The organism is Chryseobacterium potabilaquae (assembly GCF_902728265.1).
In the GTDB taxonomy this organism is placed as follows: Bacteria; Bacteroidota; Bacteroidia; order Flavobacteriales; family Weeksellaceae; genus Chryseobacterium; species Chryseobacterium potabilaquae.
The window spans coordinates 1-6330 of the sequence record NZ_CACVBR010000076.1; the positions used below are offsets into that span (position 1 = coordinate 1).

The following is a 6330-nucleotide window of genomic DNA, read 5'->3' on the forward strand; positions in this document are numbered from 1 at the left end:
CATGGAGAGAGAAGGTCCAGAAATTGAATTTAATATCCCTGTAACTTAATAAATCTCAATAATTTGTTTTTCAATATGTTATAGTAAAGATGGCTGTTTAACGCAGGAATCCTTGCCGCCCCTCATGTATGATTCCGGCAGTATTGTCTATAGAGAAAGTCTTCCCAGACCCGAAAGAACCATGATCATCGGTATGGATGGAGGCTATATCAGGGACTGGAACAATAAAAAGAATGTCTTTGAAGTGATTATAGGCAAAACTGTGCCCCCAGAAAAAAAGGCAAAATGTTTTGGTTTTGTAGGAACTTATGATAAAAAGCCTAAGCGGAGAATTTACGAGCATCTAAAATCCCAGGGAATGCTTCCCCATCAGAAGATGGAATTCTTTTGTGATGGCGCACAAAATCTACGCAATATGCAGATTTATCTTAATGCAGAATCTGTACAGATTTTAGACTGGTTTCATATAACCATGAGAATTACAATTCTCAATCAGTTTGCGTTAGGATTACTAAAAGCTGATGAAAAGAAAGGACAATTACTGCTGAAAATTTTGAAAAGCATCAAGTGGAATCTATGGCATGGAAAAGCAGAGGATGCTTTAGATCTGATTGAGGATCTTGAAATAGAACTTGATGAATATCAAAATAATACCCCTGCCAAGAAAAAGTATGAAAATTTAAAGAAACTGGTATTCCATGTCAATGATTTTTACACCTATATTAATAATAATGGTAAATATATTGTCAATTACTCCGAAAGATATCGGTATGGAGAAACCATTACCACAAGTTTTGTGGAATCTACAGTAAATTATGTAATTGCAAAGCGGTTTAACAAAAAACAATCCATGCAGTGGACGAAAAGAGGAGCTCATCTACTGCTTCAGGTTCGAACACAAGTTCTAAACGAAGATTGGGAATCTGTTTTTAGAAAAATATATCCTAAGTTCAGACCTGCGGAAATAAAAGAAAATAAAGTAGCTGCATAAATTGCCCCACACTTTTTGATGCACTCCCACTCCCTCTTATAATAATATATACAAATTATTTAAAATATAAACAATATATTATTTTATATATTTTAAAATACGGAGACATTATCTCTTTTTTTTAGGAAAAATATTAATGACTGAATTTTTTAAAAGAATGATTATCAATCATATGTAGATATATATTTCCCCTATTTTTTTTAACAATTCTTATTTTTATTATATTATTTAAAATATTACTTAATATAATATAATTAAGCAAAAAAAATAAAACATAATTAAACATTGATTTATAGATTTTTATGAATTGATTAACATGGAATTTACGGAGACATTATCTCATTTTACGGAGACATTATCCTATTTTACGGAGACATTATCTCATTTTGCGGAGACATTATCTCATTTTGCGGAAATATTATCCCTTTTTACGGAGACATTATCCTAAATTTTCTCAAGTAGCAAAAATACAGCCTTAATATAAGCTTCCCCAATAATATTTATATCGATTTTCCTTTTTAAGTGTTTTGATAATTCTTGGTAGCCTCTAACCTCATAAAGTTGCTTCATAATTCTCAAATGTTGATCAGAAAGCGCTCGCTGTTTCTTTAAATATTTTAAAGCTCTTTCGATTTGAAGCTCATCAAGTGTAGGAAATTTTGAATTAAACCCCACAGCATTCTGGGTGTTATAGATTACAAAATGATAATGATTTTCCTTATAAGAATAATTAAAGCTAATATCATTAAAGTTGTCCAAATCTGCTTTAACTCTTACTAGAAAATCACGTTCAAATCTATAATGCCCTTCATACTTATTTACAGGAATAAATAACTCTTTGAGTAATTGGGTATACTCTTTCACTACTCCTCCTTGTTTATTAAATTTAACTAACCACATCAAAAATCTCAGGGTATTATTTGTGGAAGCATTAAATGAAAGATCTTTTTTAATAGAATAATACTGAGCCATGTTCAAGAGATGTTGCATTACAGCCCTATCCATTTTAAAAAAAATACTTTTCTTATTCCAACTAGGTTCTAATATAAACGGAACAGCTTTATATCCATTAATTGTATCGTCCTTTAGTCTCAGCCAATTAATATTTGTCATATTTACCAATGCTTCTTGGATAACTGAATTTTTCATTTTCCGATTTGGATTTAGATCCTTTATAGACACTGAAAAATCTACAACTCCTTGATGTGCCCATCCTTCAAAATAATCGTCAAATGACAGCTGTTTTTCATCATTTATTGGAGATTTAACATTGATAAACATCGATTGTTCATCTTTAATTGCAGAAAGTATCATGGTGATTATACGCTGCTCAATAATTGATGTTTCCTGCGAAATGAGTATTTCTCTAAAATCATTGGATATTAATACTTTTTTCCTTGGTTTAGAAGTTAAAACCTCTCTTTTAATTGGTACCTGATTTTCCTGTTTAGCCATTTGAGGTAGTTTTAAGTTTAATTAAATCTTCATTAAAATCTTTATTTATAGGCGTATGTATAATAATTTGAGTATTTAGTTCCCAAATCCTTACTAGTAAACCTACAAAAAATTCAAGAGAATCTTCTGTATTAGATATTGTGAAAAAATGTCTCTCCTCATTTGTGGATAATGTCTCCGTAAAATATATATATGGAGTAATAATTTTTGGGGGGAATGCAGATTGCTCTTCAGAAACTTTAAAGAACCTTTTGAGTAGCTTAAATTTATATGGATCAACTAAATTTCCACTGATTTCTATGTATATAATTTCTTTTCCTTTTCGAATTCTATCTATTCCATTAATAAAAGCGCCAATAATATTTAAATTAAAATATTTACCTGCAGAATCATTATCATTTCCTAAAATGAGCCTTTTAAAATTCTTCTCTTGAAAATAATTTATAATTAATTTTGCCTTTTTAAAACCTAATTCTCCGTTGGTAGCACAATATTGTACAGAATTAAGCTTATACAGCTCATGATAACTTATTGCATCAAAAAAGCTTTCAAAAATGGATAATGTCTCCGTTCCGGGTAATTCATTTGAAAAAGTAAACCCATTTCCATTCTGAGAATTTTTATCAAACCATTTTTTATTAAAATAATGATTCTCTTTAGTTTCTATCCTATTAATACCTACAATTTTTCCTTCTATATTAATAATAGGAAAGGATAAAGTACTAATTGCATCTGTAGTATATGTGAAAAAAATGGATTTAAACACAGGAGATAATAAAACATCATATGAAAAACTTCTAAATTCAGTTAAGTACTTTAAATGATCGTCTATTTTATGGATAATGTCTCCGTAAATTTCATAATCTCGTTTCTTAATAGAGTCTGTTTGAGAAACTATTGAACTTTTATGCTTAATAGGCGTATATGTTTTTAATCCCAAAAAAGTTCGTAATTCCTCATTGACTTCATTCCCTGTAGCATTCTGATTTTGCAAAATTCTTTTCTTTATAAATTGGATAATGTCTCCGCTATCCTGATACACTATAGAATAGTACATTTTTATTTTAGATGTCTCATGATAAAAAAAACGGATAATGTCTCCGTTGGCCTTTCCTTCATTTAACACGTATGCTTGTTTATACTTATCAAAATTGTATAAACTTCCCATTTTAAATAAAAAATATTGTTCAATATCAATTTCAAATCTTATTAAATCCCAATTTAAGATATTATACATTTAAGATTCCTTTTTTGGTTTTCTTCCTCTTTGTTTTTCATCTTCTCTGATATAATCAGGTCTAGGATTGATGTTATTTCCGTATTTTTTTCTTAATTCTGAAATACTAGACTCTAATAAATCCCAATCTTTAAAATAAAGATTACCACCAACAACTTTATTATAAGTAACATCTTTTATAAAATCATAATACTGCCCCGGAATATACACAGTAGTAGTCGAATCATATATTTCATCCGAATTTCTTTTTCGTCCTCCTTTTTTATTTTTTTCTTGTTCTCTAATGAAATCAGGCCTCGATTTAATATTTTTATATAAAAGCATGATTAATTCCAATCCTTCTACAATTGCCTCAGATTGATTATAGAAAATTTGCCTTTCAGCGGTAGCTTTATAAAATACAAGATCTTTCAAAAACTCAAGAGTATCAGACTTTAAAAATACCGTAAAGGTCCTTTTCCCCTGATTCACTTTATCTTTTTTTGAATAAGCTCCAGTTGTTGAATTCTCTGGATATAAGGCAGCCCGAGCTTCATAAATTTCTTTTTTTATTGGCCTTTTTTTTATTTTTTCAGCTATATCCTCGGTTTGTTCTTTCTCACTTTCATTTTCTTTACTTGGAGTGCTTATCTGAGATTGAAGAATCTGATTCTTTTTATCCTGCTCAATTAATTCCTCTCCATTAGTATCCTCGGAGACATTATCCACTTTTAAAGCTTCCGCTGTTTTCTCCTCATTTTTTTCCCTAAGTGTTTTGAAGTTTTTAAATAAATCAGCTTTCATACTTTTTGATTTTAACTTTAATTTCTTTAACTAAATTTTTATAATCTTCCGCAGCTCTACTATTAGCACTAATTTGAAAAATGTTTTTCCCTTCTTGTTTCGCTTTTTCAATATTCATATCCTGCCTAATAAAAGTTTTAAAAAAATAATCACTCGCTCCTTTCTCTTGTTTAATCATTTCACTATATTTTCTAAAGTTAACAGTATTAGTAAGGACTTTATTAAAGAAAAAACCAAGGAATTCAAGTTTAGGATTATATTGTTCTTTAATATTGAGAAATGATGGGAGAAGATTATCTATTCCTGCAAAAGAGTATTGTTCAGCTTCTATAGGAGACATAACATAGTCAGACGCACACAATGCCATCTCTCCTAAAGTTAGTTTCTTCATAAGGGGTCTCGGAGGACAGTCAATCAATACATAATCGAAAGGCATCTGCTCTAGTAAATTTTGAAGATTTTGATTTAAAGTGTATCTATTATAATTTTCTTCTTCTTCTAGTAAGGCATCTCCGGCTAGAATATACACATTAGAACTCCCATGATGTTTTAGGCGAAACTCTCCCGTATTATCTAAAAAATCTTTAATTGTATAAGGATAGGTATCTTCAATTCCATACCCCATACTAAGGTTTTTTTGACTATCAAAATCAACCAAAAGAATATTAGCACCTTTCTTTTGGGCCAATGCAGCTCCCACATGTATTGCTGTTGTAGTTTTTCCTACCCCTCCTTTTTGTGTAATAATTGAAATAATCGGCATATATAAATATTATCAATATTCAAATATAATCAATATTTCACATTGACACAATAACTAAATTATAAAAATAATATATTGTGTATATAAATTTAATTATTTATATTATTATAATTTTATTATTTATATAAGTAGTTTATTTACTTATTTCATTTATTTATATAAGTTATAATAATGAATATATTTTATTTACTATTTATATTATAACAATTTTAATATTTATATAAATAGTTTATTTACTTATTTCATTTATTTATATAAATTATAATAATGAATATATTTTATTTATTATCCCTAATTTTTTATTTGTAGATATTTTTTATAGATGTACTACAATAAATAATTTGTTATTATTTATTTTCTCTAAGCCCTCAATTTTTCCATATAAATATTGTACACTTTATTCAAATTCTCCATTTTTGTAAAAAAGAAAAATGCAAAAAGAAAAACTCCGCTCAATAAGAAAAAGAAAAGGATATACTCAGCAACAAATTGCGGATATTATTGCAACAGACGTATCCAATTATAGTAGAAAAGAGAGTGGAGATGTGAGAATAGTAAAGGAGGAATGGGAAAAAATCGCTAAATTTTTAGAAGTTTCTGTAGAAGAGATATATGAGGAAGATGATATTAAAGTAATAATAAATAATGAATTTAATTCAGGAGCATCGGGTGGGAACTTCAATCAATTTAATAATATTTCTACTTCTATAATTGAAAATCTTCAAGATTATATTATTCTATTAAAACAGGAAATTATAAGGCTAAAAGAAGAAAATGAAAAATTGTCTCATTAGAACTCAAAATCACGCCTTCCTCTATTAAGTAGGCTGTTTTGAGTCTTTACAATTTGGCTTCTCAATAATGGGAAGCTCTAATAATGATATAAATTGAGCATTTTATTTAATCTTTCTTTAGATTAAACTATTTCTATCATTTACTTTACTGCTAATAATAGATACTATATTAACATAATAGGTTGCAACTACCGATTCGGGCCTAAAGTAAAATAGAAGCACATAAAACATTGTTAATCAGTATTTTAATATTTATATTTCCATTCGAATATTTTTTTTAGATTAAATCTTAATTTTTCATTTGTAA

General features: G+C 28.3%; 6 protein-coding genes. 2 read left to right on the forward strand and 4 right to left on the reverse strand.

All coding sequences use genetic code 11. The features are described from left to right. Positions 1–112 precede the first annotated feature (112 nt). On the forward strand, positions 113–991 hold the full coding sequence (locus CHRY9293_RS17985) for an ISKra4 family transposase (protein WP_162034241.1): 879 nt from the start codon (positions 113–115) through the stop codon (positions 989–991). Positions 992–1435: 444 nt separating this feature from the next. Here CHRY9293_RS17985 and CHRY9293_RS17990 read toward each other — a convergent pair whose 3' ends face one another. From CHRY9293_RS17990 to CHRY9293_RS18005, 4 genes are read right to left on the reverse strand one after another with little or no spacing between them, the layout of a single operon-like run. Further along, the gene (locus CHRY9293_RS17990; protein ID WP_162034242.1) at positions 1436–2446 is read right to left on the reverse strand and encodes a replication initiation protein; all 1011 of its coding nucleotides are present in this window, start codon (positions 2444–2446) and stop codon (positions 1436–1438) included. Then, positions 2439–3683: a toprim domain-containing protein gene (locus CHRY9293_RS17995; protein ID WP_162034243.1), complete on the reverse strand. Its 1245-nt coding sequence runs from the start codon at positions 3681–3683 to the stop codon at positions 2439–2441. Before CHRY9293_RS17995 ends, CHRY9293_RS17990 begins: the two co-directional genes overlap by 8 nt. Next, a complete protein-coding gene (locus CHRY9293_RS18000; protein ID WP_162034244.1) occupies positions 3684–4466 on the reverse strand; it encodes a hypothetical protein in 783 nt (260 codons plus the stop codon). After that, a complete protein-coding gene (locus CHRY9293_RS18005) occupies positions 4456–5229 on the reverse strand; it encodes a ParA family protein (RefSeq protein ID WP_162034245.1) in 774 nt (257 codons plus the stop codon). Before CHRY9293_RS18005 ends, CHRY9293_RS18000 begins: the two co-directional genes overlap by 11 nt. Before the next feature lie 431 nt (positions 5230–5660). Between CHRY9293_RS18005 and CHRY9293_RS18010 the strand changes: the two genes are divergently transcribed. After that, the gene (locus tag CHRY9293_RS18010) at positions 5661–6023 is read left to right on the forward strand and encodes a helix-turn-helix transcriptional regulator (protein WP_162034246.1); all 363 of its coding nucleotides are present in this window, start codon (positions 5661–5663) and stop codon (positions 6021–6023) included. Positions 6024–6330 lie beyond the last annotated feature (307 nt).